Annotated in this window: 21 protein-coding genes; 9 read left to right on the top strand and 12 right to left on the bottom strand. The window is 44.9% G+C overall.

Annotation, left to right across the window (positions count from 1 at the left end; all coding sequences use genetic code 11):
• Positions 1-224 precede the first annotated feature (224 nt).
• Genes AS151_RS02990 through AS151_RS02980 form a run of 3 tightly spaced genes read right to left on the bottom strand, consistent with a single transcriptional unit; the run spans position 225 to position 4,023 of the window.
• Positions 225-1,616 carry an alkaline phosphatase family protein gene (locus AS151_RS02990; RefSeq protein ID WP_071515587.1) on the bottom strand — a complete coding sequence of 464 codons (1,392 nt, stop codon included), beginning with the start codon at positions 1,614-1,616 and terminating at the stop codon, positions 225-227.
• Positions 1,617-1,628: 12 nt separating this feature from the next.
• Entirely contained in the window at positions 1,629-2,468 is an 840-nt protein-coding gene (gene lgt / locus AS151_RS02985) for a prolipoprotein diacylglyceryl transferase (protein WP_071515586.1), read from the bottom strand.
• A 13-nt stretch (positions 2,469-2,481) separates the two neighbouring features.
• Positions 2,482-4,023 carry a sulfatase gene (locus AS151_RS02980; protein WP_071515585.1) on the bottom strand — a complete coding sequence of 514 codons (1,542 nt, stop codon included), beginning with the start codon at positions 4,021-4,023 and terminating at the stop codon, positions 2,482-2,484.
• A gap of 27 nt (positions 4,024-4,050) precedes the next feature.
• On the opposite strand from AS151_RS02980, the gene AS151_RS23020 reads away from it, so the two are divergent.
• From AS151_RS23020 to AS151_RS02970, 3 genes are all read left to right on the top strand, one after another.
• Entirely contained in the window at positions 4,051-4,182 is a 132-nt protein-coding gene (locus AS151_RS23020) for a hypothetical protein (RefSeq protein WP_275527966.1), read from the top strand.
• Positions 4,183-4,220: 38 nt separating this feature from the next.
• Positions 4,221-4,574: a KGK domain-containing protein gene (locus tag AS151_RS20540; protein WP_084639364.1), complete on the top strand. Its 354-nt coding sequence runs from the start codon at positions 4,221-4,223 to the stop codon at positions 4,572-4,574.
• A 276-nt stretch (positions 4,575-4,850) separates the two neighbouring features.
• A complete protein-coding gene (locus tag AS151_RS02970; RefSeq protein WP_071515583.1) occupies positions 4,851-6,005 on the top strand; it encodes a glycosyltransferase family 4 protein in 1,155 nt (384 codons plus the stop codon).
• 25 nt (positions 6,006-6,030) lie between these two features.
• Here AS151_RS02970 and AS151_RS02965 read toward each other — a convergent pair whose 3' ends face one another.
• The 3 genes from AS151_RS02965 to AS151_RS02955 all read right to left on the bottom strand — a co-directional run bounded on the left by AS151_RS02965 (position 6,031) and on the right by AS151_RS02955 (position 8,567).
• Positions 6,031-6,777, bottom strand: coding sequence for a sulfotransferase (locus tag AS151_RS02965; protein ID WP_170861295.1), 747 nt, complete (start codon positions 6,775-6,777; stop codon positions 6,031-6,033).
• Between the two features lie 162 nt (positions 6,778-6,939).
• Positions 6,940-7,869: an Npun_R2821/Npun_R2822 family protein gene (locus tag AS151_RS02960; protein WP_071515582.1), complete on the bottom strand. Its 930-nt coding sequence runs from the start codon at positions 7,867-7,869 to the stop codon at positions 6,940-6,942.
• Positions 7,870-8,177: 308 nt separating this feature from the next.
• Complete coding sequence (locus AS151_RS02955) at positions 8,178-8,567, bottom strand: DUF732 domain-containing protein (RefSeq protein WP_071515581.1); 390 nt, start codon at positions 8,565-8,567, stop codon at positions 8,178-8,180.
• Between the two features lie 173 nt (positions 8,568-8,740).
• Here AS151_RS02955 and ileS point away from each other — a divergent pair, with 173 nt between their 5' ends.
• Positions 8,741-12,160, top strand: a complete 3,420-nt coding sequence (gene ileS, locus AS151_RS02950; RefSeq protein WP_071515580.1) for an isoleucine--tRNA ligase — start codon at positions 8,741-8,743, stop codon at positions 12,158-12,160.
• A gap of 8 nt (positions 12,161-12,168) precedes the next feature.
• Here the strand turns inward: ileS and AS151_RS02945 are convergent, their stop codons facing one another.
• The gene (locus AS151_RS02945) at positions 12,169-13,122 is read right to left on the bottom strand and encodes a pentapeptide repeat-containing protein (protein WP_170861294.1); all 954 of its coding nucleotides are present in this window, start codon (positions 13,120-13,122) and stop codon (positions 12,169-12,171) included.
• Between the two features lie 64 nt (positions 13,123-13,186).
• On the opposite strand from AS151_RS02945, the gene AS151_RS02940 reads away from it, so the two are divergent.
• On the top strand, positions 13,187-14,515 hold the full coding sequence (locus AS151_RS02940; protein WP_071515578.1) for a hypothetical protein: 1,329 nt from the start codon (positions 13,187-13,189) through the stop codon (positions 14,513-14,515).
• A gap of 74 nt (positions 14,516-14,589) precedes the next feature.
• On the opposite strand, the gene AS151_RS02935 is transcribed toward AS151_RS02940, so the two are convergent.
• The 5 genes from AS151_RS02935 to AS151_RS02915 all read right to left on the bottom strand — a co-directional run bounded on the left by AS151_RS02935 (position 14,590) and on the right by AS151_RS02915 (position 21,758).
• Positions 14,590-15,858: a hypothetical protein gene (locus tag AS151_RS02935; protein WP_071515577.1), complete on the bottom strand. Its 1,269-nt coding sequence runs from the start codon at positions 15,856-15,858 to the stop codon at positions 14,590-14,592.
• 22 nt (positions 15,859-15,880) lie between these two features.
• Entirely contained in the window at positions 15,881-16,774 is an 894-nt protein-coding gene (locus AS151_RS02930; protein ID WP_071515576.1) for a hypothetical protein, read from the bottom strand.
• Positions 16,767-19,277 (bottom strand): dynamin family protein, encoded by a 2,511-nt coding sequence (locus tag AS151_RS02925; protein WP_071515575.1) that lies wholly within the window; start codon positions 19,275-19,277, stop codon positions 16,767-16,769. Before AS151_RS02925 ends, AS151_RS02930 begins: the two co-directional genes overlap by 8 nt.
• A 281-nt stretch (positions 19,278-19,558) precedes the next feature.
• Entirely contained in the window at positions 19,559-20,623 is a 1,065-nt protein-coding gene (locus AS151_RS02920) for a hypothetical protein (RefSeq protein ID WP_071515574.1), read from the bottom strand.
• 502 nt (positions 20,624-21,125) lie between these two features.
• Complete coding sequence (locus AS151_RS02915; RefSeq protein WP_071515573.1) at positions 21,126-21,758, bottom strand: TetR/AcrR family transcriptional regulator; 633 nt, start codon at positions 21,756-21,758, stop codon at positions 21,126-21,128.
• A gap of 170 nt (positions 21,759-21,928) precedes the next feature.
• Here AS151_RS02915 and AS151_RS02910 point away from each other — a divergent pair, with 170 nt between their 5' ends.
• From AS151_RS02910 to AS151_RS20530, 4 genes are all read left to right on the top strand, one after another.
• Complete coding sequence (locus AS151_RS02910) at positions 21,929-22,525, top strand: tRNA-(ms[2]io[6]A)-hydroxylase (RefSeq protein WP_071515572.1); 597 nt, start codon at positions 21,929-21,931, stop codon at positions 22,523-22,525.
• Between the two features lie 69 nt (positions 22,526-22,594).
• Positions 22,595-23,521 (top strand): radical SAM protein, encoded by a 927-nt coding sequence (locus AS151_RS02905; RefSeq protein ID WP_071515571.1) that lies wholly within the window; start codon positions 22,595-22,597, stop codon positions 23,519-23,521.
• Positions 23,514-24,005 carry a hypothetical protein gene (locus AS151_RS20535; RefSeq protein WP_084639361.1) on the top strand — a complete coding sequence of 164 codons (492 nt, stop codon included), beginning with the start codon at positions 23,514-23,516 and terminating at the stop codon, positions 24,003-24,005. Before AS151_RS02905 ends, AS151_RS20535 begins: the two co-directional genes overlap by 8 nt.
• A 139-nt stretch (positions 24,006-24,144) precedes the next feature.
• Complete coding sequence (locus AS151_RS20530) at positions 24,145-24,846, top strand: hypothetical protein (RefSeq protein WP_084639360.1); 702 nt, start codon at positions 24,145-24,147, stop codon at positions 24,844-24,846.
• Positions 24,847-25,329: the final 483 nt, after the last annotated feature.

Below are 25,329 nucleotides of genomic sequence, written 5' to 3'. Positions count from 1 at the left end.
GGTGTTCGGGGAAGGCTTCGTTGGGACTCCTTCGCTCAAACATCTAGGCAGCGCGAAAATAATATTTTGTTCGTACAAATTATCCCATTTCTGAAAAACAATGATTTTCTAGGAGGGGCGCAACGCGTGAGGAGAAGCGCTTCGCGAAGTGCCTCTACGAAAATACCTCTACTATCTCTTGCATCCTATTCAGGAAATGGTATAACCTACAAAAGCCTTACCTCTTAAATCGGCAAAACCTTCCCCCGCAACCCTTTCGGCGCGGCAATGCCATAACGAGCGAGCAAAGTTGGTAAAATATCGTAAATCTGGGCATCTTCAATATACTGACCGCCTTTGGGATTTTGCGGGTCGTGAAATATAATAATACCATTTTGCGCGTGATTGGCATCGTCAGGACCGGTATCATTTTCCCACTGATAAAGGGAATCGCCGCCAATGGTTCCCAGCGATCGCCAAGCCATATCTTGAAAATAAACAATCAAATCCGGCGCAATTCCCCGAACCCGCTGGTAGAGTTCCTGTGGCGTATAGGCTTTCACCCCCAACGAATTCCCCCAAGGGTCGCAGAGGGATTCTAATTTGTCGATTAATTTTTGCCGTTCTTCGTGATAAGCTGTAACCGGAATGGTACCTTGGGGTTCCCTGCCTTCTACATTCAAAAAGATACGCCCGTAATAACCACCAGACCCCCAAGCTTTCGTACGCGACCAATCCACATCCGCTTTTTCCAGAGGAACTGGCGTATCGGGATTTTCCTTTAACGTTAAATAACCATTTTCAATCAACCATTGATTTAAGCAAAAGCCTCCCATCAGCGGTTGCGCCCCGTGGTCGGAAACCACCAGAACGGCTGTATCTTCATCGCAGCGGTCTAATAATTTACCAATGCAGCTATCCACGTGGCGGTAATAATCGTAAATGGCATTTTTATAAGGAGAATTGGGAATATGTAGGGGATGGCGATCGTCCATATGTTTCCAAAAAGCATGGTGAATGCGATCGACCCCCATTTCCACCAGCATTAACAAATCCGGCTGGTAACTTTCCACAAGATGCGATGCCATGGTAAACGACTGGTTGCAGAGGTGGTAAATATCCCGCAAAATGCGCCCTTTATCGTCGGAACGAAAATTGGGAACATCGAACATATATTTGTCTACCCAGGCGCGGATTTGGCTGCCGAGGCTGAGGGGATAGGTATATTGGCTGTCGGTGTTGGGTGTGAGAAAGCAAGAAACCAAAGCGCCGTTGACCAGTTGCGGTGGATAGGTTCCCGGAACTCCTAAAACCGCTACTTTCCAATCCGCTGCCCCCAGGATATCCCACAAGCGGGGAACTTTGACTGCATTGCTATTGGCGATCGCTAAATTTTGGTAACTGCGATCTACCCGATTGCGAAACCCGTAAATCCCCAACTCTCCTGGGTCGCGACCGCTGGTCATGCAACTCCAAGCGGGAACCGTAATCGCGGGAATGCAGCTTTCCAGCTTACCATAGCTTCCCTGTTCCATCAAACGGGAGAGATTCGGCAAATCCTCGCGAAATCGATGGAACACCAGGGAAGGTTCCGCGCAATCCAAACCAATAATTACCAGTCGGGGAAATTTACCCATAGATTCTGACAATTAACTAACTTTGCGATCGCGAGTTCCCCAGTGGCGGCGAAACAGGAGAACTGCGCCAACCACCACCGCCGCGAAACAAAGAATGTGAACCACATTAAACGGCGTTCCTGGGAAAAACCAAGAATCGGTTCGGAGAAACTCAATAAAAAACCGACCGCCGGGATACCAAATTAAATACAGTAGTAAGATATCCCCATCTTTGAGTTGCGCGCCAAACCGTCGGGAAATCCAAAAAATCAGGAAAAATCCCAGAAAATTCCACAACGATTCGTACAAAAACAAGGGATGGAAGCGGGTACTTTCGGGATATTCCGCTAAATTGTTATAGGGGGGAATGCGGTGGGATAGATCGATGCGCAATCCCCACGGTAAAGTGGTAGGAGGTCCATATAGTTCTTGATTGATGAAATTGCCCCAACGACCGATCGCTTGGGCAAGGGGTAATGCTAACGCGATCGCATCGAGATAAATTAACGTTGGCAGCCGATTGAGTCTGGTATACAACCACAGGGCAATGCCACCAAAAATAAACGCGCCAAAAATATGGATGCCGCCATCCCAAATTTGCAAAATTTCGATGGGATTTGACAAATAGCGACCAATGCCAGTTTCATCGCGTGGCGATTGAATAAAAACGTAGTACAGCCGCGCGCCAATAATCCCTGGAATTAAAATCCAAATCAACATATCCCAGAGATTTTCGCTATCTTCGCCACGTTTTTGAACCCTGACACTGGCAACATAAGCGCCAATTAAAATAGCGCTTACCATTAACAAACCATACCAGCGCAGGGCAAAGGGTCCAAACTCAAAAATTATCGGATCGACAGGTGGATACATGATGGGCTATCGTTCATTCTAAATATCCGAGGTCGCGCAGGCGACGGTAGACTTCCGGGTCGTCGTGATTGTCGGCGGTTCGGTCGCTGGCGGTTGCCGTGGCTGGGATTTCCCCGACAAACGATTGCAAGCGATCGCACAAAGATTCTACCGTTTCCGGGAAAATATCGTGCAAATTGGTTTTTTCCGCCGGGTCATCGGCAATATTGTACAGTTCTCGCCGTTTTAACCCATCTTCGCCGTTGGCTAGCAGTTTGTATTTCCCCTGCCAAATAGCGCGGGTGGTAACATCGTAACCGCGATCGCAAACCAAATGCGGCTGTCGCTTCAACAGCAAATTCACGGCATTTTGCGGCGGAACTGCTTCTGCAAACACGGCATCCCCTTCCGAATTCGTCGCCGAAGCCAAATTCAACGCCTCTTCATACTCGTTTGCCAAACCAGCCGCTGTCAATACCGTATGGAACAAACGGCGGGTAGACACTACGTCATACCGTTTGCCCACAGCAAAATCTCCTCTAGGGTCGTGGATAATTAACGGTACCCGCGCCAATTCATTGTACAAAGCATTGGTATGACCCACCAACTGCTTTTCCCCTAAATGTTCGCCGTGGTCGGAACAAACCACCACCATGGTTTTGTCTAGCCTACCGCTATCCCGCAAAGTTTTTAAAAACCGTCCCACCTGTTCGTCTTGCGCCGCTACTTCCGCATTGTACATGCCATCAAGGGTTGCTTTGCGGCGATCGTCCAGCGGGTCAGCCAAAGGCGCTAGCCATCCATACACGTCGCTGTTAAACTGGCGCAAATACCGCTGTGCTTCTTTATCTTGTAACACGTGGGGAGCAAATTTTTCCACATATTGGCGCGGCGGATGGTAGGGCATGTGGGTTCCCATTAAATTAATAAAAGTAAAAATGGGGCGTTCTTCGCCAATTCCCCGTCGTTCTACTAACAAACGCGCTGCATCGGCGAGGGATTTTTTGGTGTTGCCTTTAAAACTTAGTGCTGTTTGCCACAATGGAACCATAATCGGTGTAAACGAAAGCGCTAACATGGTTTCCGATCGCGCAAAGGTATCTTGGACTTTGTTTAACGTACCGGCAAGCAACCGTTTGAATCCCTGGCGGTAGCGATCGATAAAGTTAGAACCTACGCCGGCTTGGTTGGGATGTGAGGTTAGCCAACCGCTGTAGTTGAGGAAGCTATAAAATCCCCGCCGCAAGCCGTTGTTGATGACACCGACGAGGGGATTGTTACAAAAAGCGGCTGTGTAGTAGCCCCCAGATTGCAGTCTTTCGGCTAGGGTGGGTAAGGTTTCTGGCAGAACTGAGTAAGATTGTACGGTGTTGTGGAGGGAAGGGTAAACGCCGGTAAACATGGAAGCGTGGGAAGGAATGGTCCACTGCGCTGGCGCTACGGCGTTTTGAAATTGCGTTCCTTGGCTGGCAAGTTTGTCGAGTTCGGGGGAGGTTTCTAGGGGATAGCCGTAGCAGGAAAGGCGATCGAACCGTTGGGTATCGAGGACCAAAAATACGATGTCAAGGTTATTCATGGATTGTCCGGATTGCAAGGGTTGGCTATGGTGAAAATGGTTGCTTCTTTTTACGGTACCCTATTCGTTCCGCGATCGCCTAGAAGAATTTTATCGATGGGCTGGATTTCCCTCGAAAAAAGCGATCGCGCTTGCCTCGAAAATTTAGAAATGATATAGTATGAGCTAACTACCGTCATTAAATTAGGAGAATAGGGATGCAAAATCAATCTTGGAAACCTCTCAATTCCAAAGATGTTATTTCAATTACAGATAGCCGCAATCCCCTTAGACGATTACCTCCTCATATCACTTTCAAGAAAAATGAATTGATGAAAGCTTTATCCCAAAAATCATCTATAGCTCTTTATGGTAATGAGAAAATATCTATGAGTGAATGGACCGAAAAAGGGGTCAATTGTGAGTTTTTAGACCCGCAAACAGGCGTATGGCAAAAAGGAAAGGTAAGAATTAGTCTAGAATTTTGTCCTGACCAACCCCAACCCCAACCCACCGAATCTCAATCTTCGGAAGATTCTCTTGATGAATTTCGCAACCAAACATCCAGGTAAGTCCATTTCCTTAAAGTTTTTCCAGAGAAAATGGGGATATTTTTGTAGGGGCGCTTCGCGCAACGATCTATCAGGTTAATGGAAAAATTCTATCTAGACAATTGCTGTTTTTCAGAAATTGTACGCTCGCGTGATACCCACCGACCAGAGTTCTATAGCGATCGCAAATGAAATCAACCGTTGAAAATAGCCATTGTATTGCCTACAATTTCGATCTAAACGCGCTATGATTATTTGATGTTGCTATTCTTTTTTTCTGCAATGAAGAAGCTCGCCATGAAACCTGCTAGCATCGCGATCGCTGGTGCCAAACACATTAGCATTCCCAATCTTCCCCGCCATTCCCAAAACATTTTTTTTAAGTCTCTTTACTGGCCTTTAGACCGAATTTGGTCGCCCTTTCAAAATTTGGCAACCTGGCGATTCCCCATTTCCCAGGAATGTGATTTGCTGCATGCCTTTAATGCCATTCCAGTAACCAATAAACCTTTCTTAGTCACCATCAGCGTTCCCCCCTTTGTATATAAAAGTAAAAGAACCAGAGGTGCTGAAGCATTGTTCTTTCGCTTTTTGCGATCGCAACTAACGGCTGGCAACTGCAAAAAAATTATTTTTCAATCTGATTATGCCAAACAACGCTACTTAAATGCCATTCAAAATGAAAAACACCGGAAAATTGTTCTGGAAAAAGAAACCATCGTCCATCCCAATTTTATCCAAAGAACCTCGGAACCCAAAGCACTGCAAAATAAAGATCGGGTAAACTTGATATTTGTGGGAGGTCATTTTGCTCGTAAAGGTGGCGTTGTTGCCGTACGAGTTGCGAAAAAAGCACTGGAAAAGAATTTACCTATTTCTGTTCGTATTATATCGGATTTAAAATTGGGAGCGGGCGTCCCAACTGATTTTCCCAATAAAGAACAATATCGTCCGGATTTAGAACTGTTGGATTTACCTAATGTGGAATTTTACGGTCGCTTGCCCAACGATCGAGTATTGGAGATGATGGCGAATAGTGACTTTCAAATTATGCCTAGTTTGCACGATGAATATGGCTATAGTATAGCAGAAGGATTTTCCACCGCCACACCAGCGATCGCTACCAACATTTGTGCGTTACCAGAGTTGGTTCGAGACAACCAAAACGGATACATAATTTCATTAGGCAAAAAAGAAAATCGCTTGTGGTCGGGGTGGGGAAATTGGAAAAGATTGGGTAGCGATCGCCACTGGGAATTGGTCGATCGTGCCTATAACTATCTGGCAGAAGAAATTTTTACCAGACTACAACTATTTTTAGAACGCAGCGATCGCCAAGAACATTACGAAATGTTAAGCCAAGGTGCCTTGCATCGATTTCAAATAGCGCACGAATCGCGAAAAATGAGTGAAATACTCGATCGGATGTATGGGGAAGCCTTAGAAAATTAAATTCAACTGGAAAACCAAACGTAAATTAATGCCAACCAAAATCCCTTCCTAAATATTCGTATAGTTTTTCATTGTACGGACGAAAATAGTCCATCAGTTTTTCCCGAAGTTGTGGGTCGATGGAAGAGTAGCTTTGCTTGTATTTAGAATATTGTTCGGGATACCACTCAGGTAAATCTAAAAATTGCCAAATTTCCTTCAGAACAGATTGTGGATCGACAAAAAAATCTTCGCTTTTAAAAATTAAAAATTGTTCCCGCGGGAAAAGATCGAACCAACGCTGCAACTGTTCCTGATATTTGCCGCGTTCCAAATAAGATTTGCGATCGCGAACTTCGCTTTCATAAGTAGGATCGGAAAGCATCTTTTCCAGTTCTCCTCGCAAGCGTTCTGGTTCGGCATTCACCGCTTCTTCAAAGGAAGGAAGGGGTTCTCGCTTATTGCGGACTTCATGGTTGTAATGAGCGTAAGCGCGATCGGACGGATTTCTTAGCAATACAATAAATTTGGTATCGGGAAATAATTCCTTAATCCGTGCTGGAGCATGGGGATGAAAAAGATAGTCAGGCGTTGCTTCTCCAGTAATTTGTTTTGAACCAAGTTTGTCTAACTTCGGCAAGGGAAACTCGCTAAAATAAAAATACTTGCCTTTGCGATATTTGGGGCGATCGAAAAAATGGAGTTCTTTTTGGACGGCAGGTACAATGGTAGGGTGACGCCTCATGTATACGCTTAAAATAGAGGTTCCCCCTTTTTGGGTACCAATAATCATAAACTTAGGTTTTAACCGCAAAGGGATGGTTATTCCACGATAATATCGCCTTAACTTCAACCAAGCTTCCCTCATCATCTTGCGATTCCAACAACAGCAAGCAATATTTTATCAAAATCATTTGTAATTAATTGTGAATATTTGATAAATCCCCCAAAACATTTAAGACGATCTTTTGAGCAAGGCTTGAAGATTTGTTTTGATATTGTGCTTGGTACTTGTCCAAATTTGCTGCCAAAACGGAACCTTCACTGGTTCTGGTTTGGGTTCGTACATGTAGCGATAGTACTCCCAAATTTCCTGGTAGGCATCTTTCGGTCTTCTACCCGCCCAGTGTAAATATTTCAAGCGCCGATTGCCATCGTAAAGAACCCCCGGTTCTACCTGCTGGAAATGGGAAGAACCTGCCCAACTACCAGCATTGCAACCAGGAACTCTGACTAAATTTAAACGTTTGGAGGTACATTTCAGAACCATATAATTTAAAAGAGGTTGGTCCACAATTCTATTAGTAAAATCAAAATACTCTCGATGGTTGCTACATTCTTGTAAAATTTCATCCATGCGAGACTCGGAGATTATATTTTTTCTGGATGCAAACAATCCACTGTTAAAAACATATTGCAAATCGCTATCTGTAAAAATTTCTTTTTCTCGTACTACGGGATTAAAAATATTTTTCAATCCGCCTTTATGTTGGAAATCGCAGCAGAGGAATTCATATTCTGACAAATAGTCTAAAATATCGGCAACTTTTTCAAAAACAACGATATCGGTATCTATATAGAGAAATTCATCTAACGGTCCCAACCAAAAATTAAACTTGCGTAGCTTATTCAAACTGGATTTTCCCGAAAAAAAGCCTTCTGGAAACCAGGCTTTCATTTTTTGGGAGAGTTGTTGAATTTTATCTAAATTGGGAAACAATTCCACCCCTTTTGGCTGCAAGCTTGCTAGTAGCTCTTGGTATTGGTCGTCAAAGGGAACTAAGTAAACGGGAATTTCCCGGTCATACAGTCGAATGCTATTCAAAAGCGCGATCGCATTCTCTCGAACCCGGTTATTGCCTAAAATATAAATGCCGCGTTTCATAACCTCACGGAAGCAAATAAAAACTTATAGATATCCTGAAAGCCTTCTCCAACGCGAAATGCGAGCGAGATGTTAGCTTCTTTTGTGATACGCCGATATTATAACACGACCCTTCTATGCCTGCCACCAAACGTAGCATATCTTGGAATTCACCTTCAACCAAGCCAGACATATAAGAACTAAGCAACCTCATTCACAAAAAAAGGCGAACTGCCTCTCGCATTCGCCCCCTGGTCAACAAATAGATTGTCATGAAACTTTACAGGCCAACCATACTGTAGCGGTAGTTGCCCATTTCAACCAAGAAATTATGCCAAGGTTTCCGGGCAATAGCCCAGTCCCTTCACAAATTGATGCCGGAAGAGCTGAATTTCATCAAAATTAGGTTCGCCGTGGGATACAATTGCAACGTGATAGCGCCGCATTACCTGAGTGGGAGACTGTCCGCTTTCCAAACTCCACAGGGCCATGCGGATGCGAATATCCGGCTGGTAAGGAATACCTAGTTCGTTCATAAACGCCAGGAAATTGCCAGCCTGGTACGAATCCAGCGAATCCTTCACCTTGACGCGAACCACCCATCCATCAATTTGATGAATTACCGTCATAAATTCCGTGGGGAACTCAGGATGGGCACGGAGATGGTTTGCTACCCGTAGGGTTAGGCTCGTATTGGCGAGGTGATATATATAATCCATAGCTAATATGCTCTGGGATCGCTTTACTTATAGCATCGCCCATTTGCCCGCGACCTTACTAGGGGCAATCCCCCCGAAGTTACTTGGGGAATTCTACCCAAAACTTTCTTTTCGGGCCGCAAAAATGTAAAAATAATAGCTAGTATTTCTGCCCCCTATCCAGAAGTGTAACCGTGACTGAATCAGGACCTTCGTACAAAGACACCGTAAACCTCCCCAAAACCTCGTTTTCCATGCGGGCCAACTCCGCCAAGCGAGAGCCGGAAATCCAGCAGTTTTGGGAAGACAAGCAGATTTACCAGCGATTGTCCCAGAACAATCCGGGGGATATATTTGTTTTGCACGACGGTCCCCCCTATGCCAACGGCGCTTTACATATCGGTCACGCCCTCAACAAAATCCTCAAAGATATTATTAACCGCTACCAGCTGCTGCAAGGGCGTAAAGTTCGCTACATCCCCGGATGGGATTGTCATGGATTGCCCATTGAACTAAAAGTCCTGCAGCAAATGAAATCGTCGGAACGTTCCCAACTGACCCCCTTGACCCTGCGACAAAAAGCGCGGGATTTTGCCCTAAAAACTGTAGAAGAGCAAAAACAGGGCTTCCAACGCTACGGTGTGTGGGGCGATTGGGAAAATCCGTACCTAACCCTGAAGCCGGCTTACGAAGCCGCCCAAATCGGCGTTTTCGGTCAGATGGTTCTAAAGGGATACATCTATCGCGGCAAAAAACCAGTTCACTGGAGTCCTAGTTCCAAAACTGCTTTGGCAGAAGCCGAACTGGAATATCCCGACAACCACATTTCCCGCAGCATTTATGCCGCTTTTGCGGTTACCGAACTCAACGCCGAGGTCAAAGAACAGCTATCTCCATATTTACCCAATTTAGGGGTTGCCATCTGGACGACCACCCCCTGGACCATTCCTGGAAATTTGGCGGTCAGCGTCAACCCGGAACTCAAGTATGCCGTCGTCGAAGTCGGGGGGAGGAAAAACCAACAGTCCCAAGACACGGGCGGCAAAAGCTTTGGGGAAACTTCCCCATCAGAGTCCGACCAAAATGCCCCCCGTTCCAGTTCCGGGACTCTAAAATTTCAGTATTTAATTGTAGCTGCGGAACTAGTAGAACGCCTCAGCCAGGTCATGGGGCGGCAGCTAACGGTGAAAGAAACCCTCACAGGAAGGCAGTTAGAATATTGCAGCTACCAGCATCCTGTGTTTGAAAGAACCAGTCCCATTGTCATTGGTGGGGATTACGTAACCACCGAATCCGGAACTGGTTTGGTACACACAGCCCCCGGTCACGGTTTGGAAGACTTTCAGGTGGGGCAACGCTACGGTTTGCCTCTCCTATCGCCAGTAGACGAACATGGCAACTTTACCGAACAAGCGGGAGAGTTTGCCGGGACCAACGTTTTGGGAGATGGCAACCGCGGGGTCATCGATGCTTTGCAAGAACGAGGCGTTCTTTTACACGAAGAAGACTACAACCATAAATATCCCTACGACTGGCGCACCAAAAAACCCACCATTTTCCGCGCTACCGAACAGTGGTTTGCGTCGGTGGATGGCTTCCGGGAAGCCGTGTTGCAAGCCATCGAACAGGTCCAGTGGATTCCTGTCCAAGGGAAAAACCGCATTCAATCAATGGTGGCGGAACGGTCCGACTGGTGTATTTCCCGCCAGCGGAGTTGGGGGGTTCCCATTCCTGTATTTTACGACGAAGCAAGCGGCGAACCTCTGCTTACGGAAGAAACCATTGCCCACGTGCAAAATATTTTTGCCGAACGGGGATCCGATGCTTGGTGGGAACTGCCGGTGGAAGAACTGCTGCCGGAGTCTTACCGAAATAACGGACGCACTTACCGGAAGGGAACCGACACCATGGACGTATGGTTTGATTCCGGTTCTTCGTGGGCGGCTGTGGCAGCACAAAGAGAGGAATTAACTTATCCGGTGGATATGTATCTGGAAGGATCCGACCAGCACAGGGGTTGGTTTCAATCCAGTTTGCTGACCAGTGTTGCTAACAATGGCATTTCTCCTTATAAAACAGTGCTAACCCATGGGTTTGTTCTGGATGAAAAAGGACGCAAGATGAGCAAATCTTTGGGAAATGTTATCGACCCCCAGGTGGTTATTGCTGGTGGAAACAATCAAAAACAAGACCCGCCTTACGGTGCCGATGTGTTGCGCTTGTGGGTGTCTTCCGTTGACTATTCTTCGGATGTGCCGTTAGGGAAGAATATTCTGAAACAGCTGGCGGATGTGTATCGGAAAATTCGCAATACGGCGCGTTTTCTGTTGGGGAACTTGCACGATTTTGACCCCAGCCAGCATGCGGTAGCTTACGAGGAAATGCCGGAGTTGGACCGCTATATGCTGCATCGCATGAGCGAAGTGTTCGCAGAGGTGACCACGGCGTTTTCTAACTATCAGTTTTTCCGGTTTTTCCAGATGGTGCAGAATTTCTGCGTGGTGGATCTGTCGAATTTTTATTTGGATGTGGTGAAAGACCGGCTGTATATCAGTGCGGCGGATTCCTGGCGGCGGCGCAGCTGTCAGACGGTAATGGCGATCGCGGTGGAAAATTTAGCTCGTTCCATTGCCCCAGTGATGTGTCACATGGCGGAAGATATTTGGCAGAATTTGCCCTATCCCACCACAGCAGAATCGGTGTTTGAGTCGGGATGGGTATATACCGAACCCCACTGGAACCAGCCAGAACTGGCAGACCGCTGGCAAAAATTACGGCAAATTCGGATGGAAGTCAACAAAGTCCTGGAAACGGCACGCAGCGAGAAGAAAATTGGTGCTTCCTTAGATGCCAAAGCCTTGCTGTATGTGAGCGACCCGCAACTGTGTCAAGCGGTGGAAGAGTTACACCAAGTTGCCGCTACCTCACCACAACCGGAACCCAATCCCCAACCATCCCCAGCCAAAGTCAGCCAAGAGATGACCGTTGACGATGTGAAATTTCCTGAGACTTTCCCCAAATCCAGGGAAGAATGGGATGCATTTTTTGCGGCGCTGAATACTGCCTGGCAAGTTTGGTCGCCAGTGGTCACCAAAGGAGCAACTTTAGCGGCAGTGGTGCTGTCTGCGGGGATTGTGTTGAAAGTGACCGCTAGTATTTTAAATGCGATCGCGACAGTTCCCGGATTGCCAGCCATTTTCCAACTCATTGGCTTGGGATACAGCGGTGTATTTGTCGTCCGCAATCTTCTATTCTCGCGCGATCGCCAGGCATTGCAACAGAAAATCCAAACCACCAAACAGCAAATCGTCGGCGAACCCGCCACCACCGAAACCGCAACCTCCCTACCGCAACAGCCAGCCAAACCCCAAACCAACGGCGTTGACGAACTGCGCTATTTGTTCTTGGTTTCCCAGGTAGAAATGGTTTCCTCGCCAGAAGCCATTCAACAATTGGATTATCGCAGCGAAACCGACAAACTAGCCGTTGGCATTACCGAAGCCGACGGTCAAAAATGCGATCGCTGCTGGAACTATTCCACCCAAGTTGGCATTTCCCAAGAACATCCCACCATTTGCGAACGTTGCGTTGCGGCGTTGGATGGGAAATTCTAAAAGCCACTTTAGAGGTCGTTCGGCGCGGTATCTCCCTGGAAAATGCTGCCATCTGGCAAAATACTATCCGCCAAGGTAGCGCCATCGAGATTCGCACCTTCCAAATCCGCCATAAACAAATTGGCTTCTTGGAGTTTGGCGTTGGAAAAATTGCCATCTCGCAGTACCGTTTTCCGCATAGTAGCCGACTCAAAGCTAGCATGGGGCAAACTAGCACCTGTTAAATCCGCTTGGGTCAAATCGGCAAAATCGAAGCGTGTCGGCGCTGGCGGTTCCCGTTCGGTCAGTCTTCTACCGTAAACATCCGTCAGATTGGCATTGCGTAGGGAAGCATTGAGGAAAAAAGTCCCACTGATAGTAGCCTCAGTGAGGTTGCTGCTGCTAAAGTTGGCATTTCGCAAACTGGCAGCCGTTAAGTTAGCTTTGGTCAAATCCGCACCAGAAAAATCGGCATTGACCCCATTCACGCGGAGTAAATCGGCCTTGCGCAGGGTTGCATTTTGTAGTTGGGCACGGTATAGATTGGCCCCATCTAAATTTGCCGAGTCTAAATTGGCAAAACTCAGCTTGGCATCGCGCAAATCCGCAGCGTTTTTTAACACCGAATCCAAACGTTCCGCGTTAGCAACACCGGGAAAGCGATCGCGATCGTAAAAATTGCCGTTGCCAAAATTGGCTTTCTCCAAATCGGCATCGGTCAAATCGGCGTTGCGTAGGTCGGCACTGGCTAAATTAGTTTTCCGTAAGTTGGCTTGGCGTAAATTGGCGCGGCGCAAATCGGCACCCAAGAGGTTGGCATCTTCTAAGTCTACACCAGGCAAAGGGGCACCGCGGAGGTCGCAACCGGGACAAGTATTGTGAACCAACAACTGTCGCAGGTGTTCGGGATTGTAGGCTACCGCCGGCAAGGTACAACCCAAGGTAGCGGTTAAAGCAGCGATCGCAGCGATTTTGAACTTCATAGCAATCCCTCTTGTTCGATCTTTATACTGGAATAAAGGCACGTTGGAGTAAATAGGCAAACGCATGGTTTCCAATCCCGCTATATCGCAGGCAGTGGAAAAGCTAAACTATCGGGTCACCGTTGGCGACGTGGCTACGAAAGCCGGTTTAGATATTAATACCGCACAACGGGGATTGTTGGCTCTGGCTTCCGATGCCGGCGGTCACTTACAAGTAGCCGAGACGGGAGATGTCGTCTACCTGTTTCCCCAGAATTTTCGCACAATCCTGCGTAACAAATACCTACGCCTGCAACTACAAGAATGGTGGCAAAAGGTATGGAAGGTTTTATTTTATTTAATCCGTATTTCGTTTGGGATTATTCTGATTCTCTCGATTATCTTAATCGCGATCGCCATTACCATCATTATATTCGCCCTCAATTCCAGCAGCGACGATGACGGCGGTGGCGACAGCGATGGCGGTGGTGGCGGCTTTTTCTTCATGCCGTACTTCTGGTTTGGTCCCGATATGTTTTGGGTATTTTCCCCAGACTACGAAGAAAGACGCTACGAACGACAGCAACGTCGATCTAGCGGCGACACCAGCGACATGAACTTTTTAGAAGCGGTCTTTTCCTTCCTGTTTGGCGACGGCAATCCCAATGCCAATTTGGAAGAACGCCGCTGGCAAGATATTGCTACGGTCATTCGCAACAACAAAGGTGCAGTGGTCGCCGAACAAATTGCCCCCTATTTGGACGATTTGGGAACCCAATGGCAACGGGAAGACGAAGATTTCATGCTGCCGGTGTTAACCCGTTTTAACGGTACGCCTCACGTCAGTCCCGATGGTGGGATTGTGTATCATTTCCCCGATTTGCAAACCACAGCCGGTCAGCAACGCCAGCAATCCGTACCCGCTTACCTACGGGAGTTTTCCTGGCCTTTCAGCCAGGCGAGTTCCAGTCAGCTCACTTTAGCCGGTGGTTTGGGCGTGCTAAACTTTGTACTGGCGATTATTTTAGGGGTCTTGCTGCAAGATGGCACCATTGCCGCACAGATTGGCGGTTTGGTAGCCTTTGTCAACTCCATTTATTGGCTATTGTTGGGATACGGCACTGCCTACTTGGCGGTTCCATTGATTCGCTATTTCTGGCTGCAGCGACGCAACCAAAAAATTGAAGAGCGCAACCAAAAGCGCCAAGAACGCGCCACAGCTCTCAATCGCGCTACGCCAGAGGTACAGAACAAGCTGTCTTACGCACGCCAGTTTGCTGAAGAAACGGTCATCACCGAACAAGATTTGGCGTACACCACCGAAGACGATTTAATCCAGCAAGAACTGGACCAAGCCGAAAAAATCGATGCCGAATGGCGGCGGCGTTTGGAAGAAAGAACGGACAACAAATAGGGTGCCATCCCCACCGTCCCCCTTGACAAGGGGGACCACAGGGGGTATAATAACATGCTTTTGAATCGCGCCATCTACTCCGCTGGCAACAGATACAATCCCGATTCCCAATCGTTGCCGGGTAGCAATTCCTGACTGCTTTTCACCCCTTGCCGTTCGCACAATTTAGCAAACGCTAGCAGGCTGTCGAGTCTGGCAGCCAGTTCGCTGAGGGTATCGAGATATTCCGCCAAAGCCAGTTGCTGGTATTGCCAATGTTTGTCCAAATGCGGCTTGGTGCGACTCATTTGCATTTCTACTTCTGCATCTTGCTGTTTTTGCCAGGCTTTTTCCGGGGAAAGATCGCGATCGCGCTGAGAAATTCTCGCAATTCGTTGCACCCGTTCTTTGCTAATATGGTCTTGGAAGTAGGGAGTGGCAAAGCGATAGGCAGTATTGAGTTCGTCGCGATCGCTTTCTAAAAGTTTTTCTCCCCAATGCTGCGCGTTTTCCTGAAGCTGGGGAACCGTTTCAGCGAGAACCTCTCTAGCATCTGTAATATAGCCATGCCTCAACAAAAGTTGCGCTTCTGTAGCCGTCGCAGCCACCCAACCTTGCGTCGCCACATCCACCAGCATCAGCGTATTGGGTTCCAATTCACAAGGCGTTTGTAGCGCTTGATTTCCCAAAAAAAGACGAACCTCAGTAGCCGTATTAATCGCATCTTTCGGAGAATCGTCAGGAAATCGCTTCAGACTTTCCAATTCCGCTTGCAGTTTAGCAATTTTTTGAATCAAAAAAGCCTTGTGTAGTTCGGTAATCGCTTGGCTGAGGCGTTTTTGTTGTTCCCTACTATCTTCCACCAGCAAATACAGATAATTAAGCTGACCGGAAATTTTATCCAAACGGTCTTCAACACGCTGAAATCCCGCATCCATTGATTTTTGCAAATTGGCAACCGATTTTTGCACTTGATTGAGTTTGGAACCCATGTAGGCAAAACCGGCAACACTTACCCCCAACCCCAAAACGCTAGCGCCAGCCGCAATTTGACTGACACCAAGAATCGAGGAAGCTGTTTGCTGCAAGCCAGTCAATTGGTGGTCAATTCCCACCAATTTGTTGAAAGTCACAGCGTGACCAACACCGTTAACTACAAAATTCGCTGCACCAGTAATGGGAGCAAAAGGCAAGCCTGCCAATTGACTGGTCAATCCGGGAGCTTCTGCCAGGTGGCGAACAATTTGACCACCTTGAACTGTACCAGCAGCATGGCGAATTACGCTACCGTAGCGAACCAACTCTCCGCTGGCTAATCCTTGTACAATTCCAGAATCGGCGATTAGATTGGTTGGAATTAGCATTGTTTTTTCCTCTTTAGCGATTTTAGCGATAGAGATGGGGATTATTGTAGGCTTCTTTAGGAAGGCGTTGGGAAACTTTGGTGATTTTGTGGGAGTCAGGTTTATTCGCTAATCTTTTGAAAGCATTGTATCGCGACATCGCATTAGCATTCCTTTCAAACTCTATTTCACGTTTAGCTAGCTCAATTTCAACGACATACACATCATATTCAGAAACTTCTGAGTTTGGAGAGCAATCAAAGCTTTTATTCAGTTCTTTTTTAGTAAATTCCTCCTGAGTTCCTTGCCACAAAGCCATAATAATAGAAGTAGAAGATAAAATATGGACCATTTCGGAAGTTATTTTACCTTCAGAACGAAGATTTGGAATAATTTTTTTACTTCCTTCCGCATCTAAAATTAACAAAAAAATTGTTTTTTCTTGGGAACCTTGTGGTACTCTTTCTATTTCTAATGGGAAAGTTTTTATTTCCCTTTTGTCATTGGACTTTTTTTCTTTTTCTAACTTCAATATCCAAAGTACTAGTCCAATTGACATTAAAACAAAAGCTATTATCAATATTAATTTTATATCCATTTTTTTGATTCTATTTTTTGTATCTTTAACAATACTTTCAATTCCATCTTTTGCACCTTGTAAAATTGGATTTCCTACCAAATCATCCCACAAAGGGAATACAGGCATATGGGTATTCTTTTTGCCATATTCCATTGTTGAACGAAGCAATTGGTTGTATATCTTGCTAATATTGTCTACAACCCATCCATCTTCGATCCAACTATATAACTCTTTTTTTATCTGTTGGTAGCTATCTCCATAGCCAATTTCATCACACCACGAGCGAATGGCAACGTCTATATCTTGATTCTTTTCATCTTGAGCTAGTCTATCAAAAGCATCCCTAAATTTACTCATCTTCTATTTCTCCTATAATTCGATTGTGCAATTGAGTCCGAAGTTCGACAAGCAAATCTTTCTCCGCTTCAATTTGATGCCAACGGTTTTGTTCTTCTTCAAACTTCATTTCAATTACTTTCAGTTGTTCTTCTAGAAAACGATTCATTAAATCAAGAACTTGCTCAACAGCTTTCGTAAATTGTTCGCTGATTTCATCTAAGTATTGGATGATCCATTCAGATAGTTCATCCCAAAGTTGCTCTTGCGAGTTGAAAATTCCCTGCCGCCACTCATCAGAAATCGTTGTAAAATACGGAACTTTTAAAGCCTTGTATTCAAACGTGTCGTAAATAGGTTTGATATCATGTTTTTTAACCGGCCATGGAATAATAAACAAAAACCATTCTAGTTCGGTATATTCTATGGTTTCGCATCCCGTTTGTTCCTCTTTAACTTCGGTTTTTGATTGAATTTGTTTCTCCAAAGTAAAGAAATTCTCTGGAAGTTCGGGAGGATTGGATGAAAGAATGAGATTCAAATCCGCTTGAATTGCTTTTGATAATCCCAACTCGGGAAATTCTTCATTGACGGCGGCAACGACTTGTTCGGCTTGCTTCCTAGCAAATTCTTGCAAAATATTTTCTAAATCTGCGGCTTGAGCTTGGATGCTAAATTCCGCTACTTGAGATAAGGCTTTTTCCATGCCAGTATACAGCCGTATCAATCCTTCTTCTATTTTCTCTAGCTGCTGTATTTTGTCCGAATCTTCCAGTTTCGCACTAATGGTAAAATAACCCGATTCTTCATTGCCTTCATTGTCTTCATCTGTACTTTCTATTTCAAAATGTGTTAAACCGTCTTTGATTCGGTCAAACCCTCTCCCTATTTCTTCTGCAATATAAGGATGAACGACTTCTCTTAATCGATCCTGTAAATCATAAGGTGATGCTTGAGCGTACCAAGCTTCCTCAACAGGGATAATTAATTTAAAATTAATTTCGTCTCTAACAGTATCGACTATTCCCAGGAGCTTTTTAAAACCCTGCATTCCTTGGTTTTCAGCTTTGTCTATAGCTGCCTGGCGGCGCTGAACGTTATCGCTTCTTAAATCTTGTCTGATATCTGCAATTGATTCTTCAAACTTCTTTCGCAATCGTTCGAGATTCTTGTGTAAAGCTTGACGCTCTGCTTTTAATCGTTCTAATTGTGCTTCTACCTTTTCTTGGTTATCAATTTTCCGAGTTTTGGCAATGGTCTCAAGTTTTGCCACCAACACATCAAAATTCTTAAATACAGGATTTAACGCGGGTAGAATCACAAGTTGAGGAAACGACTGCTGAACGCGAAATCGCAATGTATCCCAAAGTTTTTGCGCTCCACTCCATTCTAGAGCGTAGTGAAGAACATGCCGCATCCTTTCATCACTGATAGATTCACCATCTTCTACATCATCTTCTAAGTCTCGAAACCACCGACGCCAATTTTTATCTCTCTTGGTATTTTCCTTGATGAGTTTTCCACAGTCGCGAAACATGGCTTGTAAAAATGCCAACCGCGTTTTTGGGTCAACTTCGGATTGAAGGTGACCACCTTGCGTTCCCCAAGCACATTGCGCGTAATAAATGAATAGAGAGCTTAATGGAATAACATCTGGCGTTTCTTGCAGGGATAGCACGGATTGAATTTCTTCTTTTAACCTTTGAATATCCTCTTCAATCGGTGGATTGTCTTCCGTTCTCAAATCGACGCGATTCAAAACAAAAATCATTGAGTCCGTACGACCATTTAAGGACTTGACCACATCCTTTAATTCTTGCAGCAAGCGTTGCCGGTGTTGTTCGTCAATTTGTCCGTAATCCAAAGCAACCAAACTGCAAGATTTTCCCACTTGGGGTTGAATCACGCGCAGATTCGCCGCATCTTGCACCGATTTTAGTCCTGGCAAATCAATGATTTCTACATCTACACTGGAGGGAAGATTCAGCAAAGAGCGATTGTCAGCCGGCAACAGGGGACCGTAAACGGTGATTTGCGGTGCCATACACCCCTGTTCTTGTTGCTGAAAATCAATATTGTGATAGGAGAGCATGACGTTTTTAACTCGGTCATAAGTCTCTCCATCATCGATTTCCGACCATTCTCCCGTTTCCCACTGAGCGCCTTCTGTCTCATCAATTGCCAAACGCGAGGTATCGGCAGCTTTCATTTTCAGGACACCACCGCTCATTTGTTGGTTTAACATGGGAGCTACCCGACGACCAACCAGAGCATTTACGAGAGTAGATTTGCCAGAGGAGGTGGTTCCAAAAGTTGCGATCGCAAGTGCTGGATTTTCCAATCTTTCCGTCGCTTCTTGGTATGCTTTCTGAAACGCCGCCACTTGAGCTTTTAAGTCTGGGTCGTCAAAAACATCTGGATAAGCATTCGCCAGCTCGACGCTTGCCTGACCTAGTTCGTGCAGTAAGTCCCGGAAATGACTTAAAACGCTCTCAACTGTAGGGGAAGATGCTATATCTACCATCGCTACCTGTAAATTTTTTAACCTGACTTTTCCATTTTTCCCTACTTAACGGAGATTTTAAACCAAATTGTCACAATTTTTTACTTACGGATAGAGTGAAACATATAAAAAAATTAAACAATACATAACCATACATACGGTCAATGAAACCAATTGAGCCGCAAATCCTAGGTTTTCCAGAAACTAGAGTGCCTTGAGGAGGATAAATCCTTACTTTCTGTCTAAATTGATACAAAATTCGGTTGCACAACCACAAATAAAATTGTAAAATGAGTCCTGCCCTAGCGATCGCGATCGCTTTCTATAGGTAGATTTGTCAGCGCGATCGCTTGTTGTTCGGTTTTTTCCAGCAACTTTCTATTCATTTGAGCTAATTGTTCGATTAGACATTGGCAAATTATATTCCATAGTTGCACTTGCGACCGTTCGATTTCCTCCCGCCAGTCATGGAATATCGTGTTAGCATAGGGAATTTTTGTAATTTGAATTTCTACAGTTTTATACATTAATTTGGTTTTGGATTTTTTAAAGAGGGTTCGAGTTTGGACAGTTCCTGCTAGCTCTTTTTTATTTTTCTTCGTGACCTCAACTGGATTGGGCAACACAAAAAAGGATTCTGAAAGTTTTGGGGTTTGAAAATCAAGAACAGAAATACAATCGTTCAACTCTATTGGCGGCATTTCGGATAAAAACCAATCGGGATGCCTATCTCTCAGTACATTTCTAATATTATCGGCTTGTTGGCGGACCAAACTTTGCAATACATTTTCCAGCTCGGTAGCTTGAGACTGTAAGCTAAATTCGGCTAATTTAGAGTAAGCCTTCCCCATGACAGCGTAAAGCCGTATCAATCCCTCTTCCACTTGTTCCATTTTTTGAATTTTTTTCCGATTTTGAAGTTTGGCTCCAATGGTAAAATGATTTGGTTTTTTATATTGTTTGAAATGCCCCAAACCTTCTTGTATTTGCTCGAAAGCTTTTGCTATTTCTGCTGCCATATACCACGGAAGAATATCTTGCAAACGCTCCTGTAACTCAGAAAATGGAACAAGAGCTAGTGTCTCCGTTTCCCATGCTTGCCCAACAGGAACCAGTAACTGAAAAATGAGTTCTTTCTTAACTGTGTTGGCAACATTGACCAATGGTTCTACTTCTGGCATTCCCTTGTTTTTCGCTTTTTCTATGGCAGCATGACGACGTTTAAGGTCGTTACTGGCTACATCCGAGCGAATTTCTGCTAGGGTTTGCATAAAATGATGGTGTCTTTCATTGAGCTTGTTCTCTAAAATTTCTTGTGTGGTTTTCCATCGAGGGAATTGTGCTTCTGTTTGTTCTTGGCTATCCATTTTTTTCTTTGCCACAATAGGTTTCATCTTACAAATCTAATACGAAATCTGCAAGTAGGGTAGGCAATGCCCACCCTACCACTGGCTTGTGTCGTTTTCCATCGAGGGAATTGTGCTTCTGTTTGTTCTTGGCTATCCATTTTTTTGTTTGCCACAATAGGCTTCATCTTACAAATTTAATACAAAATCTGCAAGTGAAGACCCGAAAAATCCCCCAATTCGGTCTCTATCTACAATGCGATCTTTATAAATCGGATTTGCTATGCGCTAGTTCGTTGCAGCAACTCATAGAAACTTGGAAATCTCCCTACTGCTGTGATGGTTCTCTGTTGGGAACGGTATCCTTAGTTTGCAGGCTTTGTTCGGCAATTTGGGCTTTTCCTAGTTCGGCTTTGGTTTGCTGCATCTTGGCTTAAGAATCTTCGGGGATTTGTGGGTTTAGTTGTTGGTTGAGATTGGCGATTTCTTGGCTCAAATTTATAGAATTTTTCTTTTTAAAAAATTATTTCAAAATGGGTAAAAAAATAAACGATTCCTTCGATGGCACAGATGTTTTACCGTAAAACTGACAAAGTGACGGTAACATATTGCGCATTTGTTGTACATCGGGATTGACACGAGACATAACGCGCAATCCTTGCAAGCTAGAAGTTAGAAAAGCTGCGATCGCTTCTCGGTCGAGTTCGGGAGAAATTTCTCCTTGCTGTTGGGAACGCAGCAAAGCTTTTTCAAAAGCTTGTTTGACTTGTGCGAAAGTCCGCGCGATTTGCTGTTGAATTTCTGGGTCGTGGGAAGCCAGTTCTACGGCGGAGTTGGTAATCAAGCAGCCGCGACGCTGTACGTCGGATACGGCTTGGTCTACAATTTCATCAAAGCGATCGCAAATAGCCTGTTTGGCAGCATCTGGCGCTTCCAATGGCTGAACAATGGTGGCGAGGACTTTTTCCTCGTACAAAGCCAACGCACTTTCAAACAGGGAACGCTTGCCACCAAAAGTATCGTACAAGCTGCCTCGGTTGATGCCCATATTTTTGAGCAAGTTTTCCATGGAAGTACCTTCGTAGCCATACCGCCAAAAGGTTTCCATGGCTTGTTCCAAGGCTGCTTGTTGGTCAAACTGCTTGCATCTGGCCATGGCTACTTGCTGGGCTTTCTATTGCCACGGTAACGATTTTGGAACAAATAGTCAAATTTCATCATATCCTAGATGGGGAGGTTTTTTAGCAACCAGCGATCGCAGGGACTGGAGTTGCGCTACACTCGGAAAGCAAGAAATGCGACGAAGTTAGGATAGCTCATTTTTTTATGAACGCTGCTGCAACGACAATTAAAGTTCTCAAACAACCAACTTCGACCGATTGGATCGACCAAGCGATCGCCAATATGGATACCATTTTACTCGATCGTTCCCACTGCGAGAAAAAAGCAGCGGGAAACGCCTTGCGACTCATCTGTCGCTATCCTTCCCACGAAAAATTGGTCCGCCAGCTAACAGCCTTGGCGCGGGAAGAACTAGAACACTTTGACATGGTCAACCAAATCCTCCAAGAAAGAGGGATTCCCTTGAAACCCCTACCACCCCCACCCTACGGCGAAACGCTAATATCAAACGTCCGTGGGGAAGAACCCAAAAGATGTTTGGATTTTCTGCTGGTTTCGGCGTTAATCGAAGCCAGGAGTCACGAAAGATTGGGATTGCTAGGCTATCATTGTCCGGATGAAAAGCTAGCAAAATTTTATCGGGGATTGATGGCATCGCAAGCGCGTCACTACCGCATATTTTGGTTGCTGGCTGTAGAAAGCTTTTCCCGGGAAGAAGTAGACCAACGCCTCGACGAGTTGGCAACGGTAGAAAGCGACATTTTATCTACGCTGCATCCCCAACCTCGGATTCACAGTTAGTTAGGCAAGGATTTTGCCAAAACTTGCTAGTTTGACAATTGATCCAACTCCTATTGGGTGCCTAGCATCATGGCCAAATCAGAATACGAAGGCTATACCAGCAAAAAAGCGACCGTTCGCTTGCGAGAAAAATTTGGTAGTGCCAGCGTTTATAACCAAAAGGCACAATCAATCCTAACAAAAGCTACGGGATATATTGGGAGTTACGATTTTACCTTAAATCCCTATCGGGGATGTCAGTATGGATGTAGCTACTGCTATGCAGCGGCTTTTAGTCCCAATCCCAGAATGCGTCGCGATTGGGGAAAGTGGGTGTTGGTGAAGGAAAATGCTGCCCAACAGTTAGACAAAGAACTAGCTAAGTGGTTTGAAAAATGTCCCGACACGCCGCCTAGTATCTACATGAGTTCGGTAACTGACCCGTACCAACCCATCGAAGCTAAGGATAAAATAACGCGACGGTTGCTGGAAGTGATGGTAGAATACCAACCTACTTTGGTAATTCAGACGCGCAGTCCCATGTTGGTGAGGGATTTGGATTTGTTGCAGCAGTTGGAACGGTTGCGGGTCAATATTAGCATTCCCACCGGTAGCGAGAAAGTACGCCGGGATTTTGAACCCCAAACACCCAGCATTGTGGCTAGGTTTCAAGCTGCGGAAAAGTTGCGCTACGGCATTGATATGTTGCGGGGATACGTTCCTAAGATTTCAATTACGGTGACGCCTGTGTTGCCGACGTTGCTTGAAGACGAACCAGCTTTTATGCGTCGTTTGCAAGTGGCGGATCGCGTGGTGGTGCAACAGTTTCATGCGAGTAAAAATCAATCTCTGGTGGCGGTAACTCGTAAGGAAGCTGAGGCGATCAAACGTCGGTATGCTTGGTGGTTCGATAAAGAAAATGAGTGCTATGAGGGGTTTAAGAAGCGATTATTTGATAGACTAGAAGGGATTGTAGATGATATTCAAGAAGGCAGGCAGGGGTTTGGTTATGAGTAATCTGGTGGTAAATTGGTGGCGATCGCTACAATTTAACTTAGCATTACGTCGGGGAAGCGATCGCCGCGCCGGAGAAATTTTAGGAAAAATATGGAATTCAGGTGCCAAGCTATCGCCGCTACAAAAAGTTTATCTCGAAAAACTGCAAGCACAGGAAACCATCCAGGCACAGAAACAAGAAATTCAAGCGCTCCAGCATCAATATACGCAACTTTCCCAAAAAATTCAAGATTATCAAGAACTCCTGGATTTTTTGCCACCAGGGATTCCCACCATCTTTCCTAACCAACAGTTTCTCCAACAGGTTCGCCAGGACTTGAACTTACAAGAAATTGACGAAGCTTTGGTTCAGTGTACGGGAGTGGATGAAGTTTTTAACAAATTCGATCGAAATTTAGCTCAATTTTGTAGAGATAAAGTAAATCAAATTAAAGAGCCAAAAAAAAAGAAGATTTTTTCGACAAATTACAATCGGCGCTATTAGATTTAAATAAATTAAAAAAGGTCAAGATCCCAATTACGATGGCGATGATGCAACCGTCTATACGTACTTAATTAGATATTTTCTCGAAAATGTCTATTGTAACTACATTGCTTGGTACTATATTTACCAAAACCAATTATTGCCGACCAATCTTACCATACTTGACATTGGTGCCGGTCCAGCAACAGTCGCTTTTGGTTTAGCTTTATTGATAGAAAGTAGCGTTTCATTTGGCACTCAAACCAGTCCGAATATATGCTATTTTTCGCTAGACAAACAAAAAATGTTTCAATTTCGAGGATTGCAATTTTGGCGGAAATATATAGAATCAAAACAATCGCCACCCAATGCCTATTTTCGTTTTGTTACGAAAGATATATTAAAACCTGACTTGGAAATTGAAAAACTACCCAAACAATTTTTTAACTTTATTGTTATTAGCCATTGTTTTTTCTCCGATTCAGATTCTCAAGTATATGCTAAGCATAATTATACCCGCATTATTCAAAATTGTCTCCAACCGGGTGGATATGTTTTGCTAATTGTACAAAATAAAAAGCTATTCAGAATCTACAACGAATCCCCCAGCGATGATATAGAGCAAGAAAAAGAAATTGTTAATAAGTTTTTGGGAGAGTTAGGATTGCAACTAGTCTGGTATAAATGTCTAAGTTCTACCGAGAGTCGGCAACCATTAGGGGGAAAGCGATTTCGACAATATGCAACGGATCGTTTAGCCGCACAGCAGTATATTAGTAAAGTAGCTCAAGAGTATCTTGGAATTCCTTATGATTATTCTTATGTTCTAGATGACTATATTATTTTGGCAAGTTACAATTAAGACCAAATCCGTACTACCAAGACCCGAAAAATTTCCTCACCTAAGACCTGCAGTCTTCTTCCCCATCTTCGGTACTCCTCGGTCTCCTCTATCTTATGCCAAATCCGACATGGGAAAACCACATTTTTTCTGTAGGGGCAACCCCCCGTGGTTGCCCTTTTTTGTAGGTCATGGAAACTTGTGGTTCTCTGGGAAGTTGGAGAGCGATCGCGACATGTTTCTAAAGATTACAAATTTCAAAAAAATTAGGCATTTTTTTTATAAAATTTAATATTTTACCGCCAAATCGGCTAAAAATTTGCTAAGTTGGCGGTTTTGCTCGTTTCTAAATACGCTATTTTGCTGATGAATTTTTTCCCTATGTATAGGAAAATACATAAAAGAGAGGAATTCTAGCTAGGCAGACTAACCAAATCACTGAACATTAATTGACATCTGTGTTAATTGTGTTCGGTTAGTCCAGTCTTAGCCTCTTAGCGGGCT

The organism is Geitlerinema sp. PCC 9228 (assembly GCF_001870905.1).
Classification (GTDB): domain Bacteria; phylum Cyanobacteriota; class Cyanobacteriia; order Cyanobacteriales; family PCC-9228; genus PCC-9228.
Note: the sequence above shows the minus strand (reverse complement) of the source record. Positions and strands in the feature narration are given on the sequence as shown.